The sequence below is a fragment of the Oleiphilus sp. HI0132 genome (assembly GCF_001635845.1).
The window spans coordinates 1-3,223 of sequence record NZ_LWGJ01001145.1; the positions used below are offsets into that span (position 1 = coordinate 1).

General features: G+C 43.5%; 2 protein-coding genes. Both read left to right on the forward strand.

The annotated features are described in order from the left end of the window. The first annotated feature begins 56 nt into the window (after positions 1-56). Positions 57-293: an RNA chaperone Hfq gene (gene hfq / locus A3766_RS15690; RefSeq protein ID WP_068514970.1), complete on the forward strand. Its 237-nt coding sequence runs from the start codon at positions 57-59 to the stop codon at positions 291-293. A gap of 76 nt (positions 294-369) precedes the next feature. Then, on the forward strand, positions 370-1,665 hold the full coding sequence (hflX, locus tag A3766_RS15695; protein ID WP_068514973.1) for a ribosome rescue GTPase HflX: 1,296 nt from the start codon (positions 370-372) through the stop codon (positions 1,663-1,665). Positions 1,666-3,223 lie beyond the last annotated feature (1,558 nt).

The following is a 3,223-nucleotide window of genomic DNA, read 5'->3' on the forward strand; positions in this document are numbered from 1 at the left end:
AAATGCGTTAAATGGAATAAAATAGATTTATTAAAAAAATACTAGGAGATAATAAAATGTCTAAGGGTCACTCTCTTCAAGATCCATATTTGAATGCACTTCGTAAAGAGCGAATTCCTGTTTCAATATTTCTTGTTAACGGCATTAAGCTACAAGGCCAGATTGAGTCATTTGACCAGTTTGTCATTTTACTTAAAAACACTGTTAGCCAAATGGTGTATAAGCACGCTATTTCAACGGTTGTACCTGCACGTAATGTTCGCGTTGCAACACCTGAAGAACAAGAGTCATAGTCTATCTTGACTCTATCCCCACTATCAGACTTTTATCGTCGCTTAGCTTTTTTGCCCGCCGGAGTAGTAATTAAACGTGTTTGACCGTCCCGACTCCGGTGAGCTGGCTATACTGGTTCATATTGATTTTAACTCTGAAAAAGAACGTGAAGACCCTGATGAATTCAAGGAGTTAGTGTCTTCTGCTGGGGTTGAAACGCTAGCAGTCATTACTGGCTCTAGAGATAAGCCGGATGCCCGGCACTTTGTTGGTAAGGGTAAGCTGGAAGAAATACAGTTCGAGTTAGAGCATGGTGAGGCAGATGTTGTGCTGTTTAATCATGCTTTGTCACCAAGTCAGCAGCGAAATCTTGAAGCGGCCCTGGAGTGTAGAATTATCGACCGTACAGGTATCATTTTGGATATCTTTGCTCAGCGGGCGAGAACTCACGAAGGTAAGCTGCAGGTCGAACTTGCTCAGTTAGAATATATGTCGACGAGATTGATTCGCGGCTGGACCCACTTGGAGCGTCAAAAGGGTGGTATCGGTTTACGAGGGCCGGGTGAGACTCAGTTAGAAAGTGATAGACGTTTACTTCGCGGTCGTATCAAGACTATTACCTCACGTCTGGAGAAAGTTCGTAAACAGCGTGACCAAGGTCGTAGAGCACGCACCCGTGCAGAAATACCAACAGTATCCTTGGTTGGTTATACCAATGCTGGTAAATCTACTTTATTCAATCGAGTCACTGAAGCGGATGTTTATGCTGCCGACCAGCTGTTTGCAACCTTGGACCCGACTTTAAGAAAGTTGAACCTGCCGGATATCGGCAACGCTATTTTGGTTGATACCGTTGGTTTTATTAGACATCTCCCGCATAAATTGGTAGATGCCTTCCGGGCAACGCTTGAAGAAACCTGCAACGCTACGCTTCTTTTGCATGTCATTGATTGTCATGATGAAGGTCGCATGGATAATATTGAGCAGGTGGAGCATGTTCTTAAGGAGATTGGTGCGGATAAGGTTCCGACTTTAAAGGTTTATAATAAGCTAGATCTATTAGACGGTCGTGAGCCGAGAATAGATAGAGATGAAGACGGTGTGCCGCAGCGAGTATGGGTGTCTGCTTATACGGGCGCTGGTGTAGATCTGCTTAATCAAGCGATTATTGAAATTCTTGGTGATGAAATAGTTCATCAGAAAATTAAGCTTGACCCTTCTAAAGGCGGAAAACTAAGAGCCTTGTTTTATGCTGCATCGGTCGTGCAGGATGAAAGCTATGATGAAGAAGGCGGGCTAGTTCTAGAAATTCGCTTACAGCGCCTCGATTACGAAAGACTGCTTCGCCAAGCTGAAGTTAATGAATCTGATTTAGATATCACTAACTTGTAATCACAAGCTATCCAGCCCGATAAAAGGCACTAAAATGTCACGCATTTGACTGAAAGCGTACAACCAAATGTGCATCAAGTCAGAAAATTACATTTCTCAAAAAAACTTACACTAAGTTATGTAAGTACTTCTGTTAAAAATAAAAAGCTGTGCTATGTTTTATAGATAGCGAACTTCTTTTCTAGGAATTCATCGTAAGATATTGATATTTTAGGCATTGCCAAATTGAGGATAAGATATGTTTCTTAATAAATCAGTGGTTTCATCGCTGAGCATGGCGCTTTTGCTAAGTGCATGTAGCGGAAGTGACGGTTTTGGTGTGGGTAATGGTAACCCAGATGATTCAAGTGGTACTGAAACTACTGAAACCGATTCCGGGACGGATACATCACCGACTGCTGACGTGGACGAGAGGTTAGGTTCTGGTTCAGGTAATAGTTTTGATGCTGGTGCAATGGTAACCGGTTTGGCTGACGGTGAGGTGCTTTCTTACGGTGCTAGTACGACGATATCTGTCAATGTAGTTAATGCAGGTAGGGATAATGAATTATTAGCAACGCCAACCTCAGTGAGCTTTAGTTCAGCTTGTGCGACACAAGGATTGGCGACAATTGGTGAATCAGCGTTAAGTTCTGCAGGTGTGGCGACCGTAAATTATACTGCCACATCTTGTACTGGTTCGGATACGATAACAGCAACGACAACTGATGATGAAGGTAATACCTCAACTGCATCCGTAACAATTGATATCTCTAGTTTAGGTTTGGGTAGAAGTTCTGGCGATTCTTTTGTATCGGGTGAAATGACAACGCTAACTGACGGTGTTGATCTAACCTATGGTGGCGACACGGTTGTGTCGGTCAATATTGTTGATACCAACGGTAATACTCTATTTACCTCTAGTTCCGTGTCGGTTAGCTTTACTTCAAATTGTGTGCAGCAAGGCAAGTCGGATATTTCATCTTCGGTTAATACAACGACAGGTACCGCGGTTGCAACGTATACTGCGAATACCTGTGAAGGGCCTGATGTCATTACCGCTACACTAAGTGATGGGACCTCAGCTACAGCAAATATTAACGTAGCAGAGCAAATACTAGGTGAATTAGCTTTTGTATCGGCTGATCCTTCAACCATCGCGTTGAAAGGCAGTGGCTCAAGTGCTCACCCAGAGGTTACAACCGTTACCTTCAGTTTGAACGATGCGACGGGCGAGCCGATGGCAGGTGAAACAATTGAATATTCTCTGTCAACGAATGTGGGGGGGATTACTTTCCCTAATGGCTTATCGACTTATTCTTCGGTAACGGATGAAGAGGGTAATACTTCAGTACAGCTTACTGCTGGTGGCGTTAACATTAGTGTGGCAATCATTGCAACGGTAACTGTTGAGTATGAGGATGGTTCAACTGCAACGACAACTACGACATCTGATTCAATTGCCGTTCTGGGTGGACTTCCTGACCAAGACAGCTTTACTTTATCTGTAGAGACCTTTAACNCTCGTGGTTGGGATATTTCTGGAACAACTTCTCGAATGACTGTGCGCGCAGGTGAC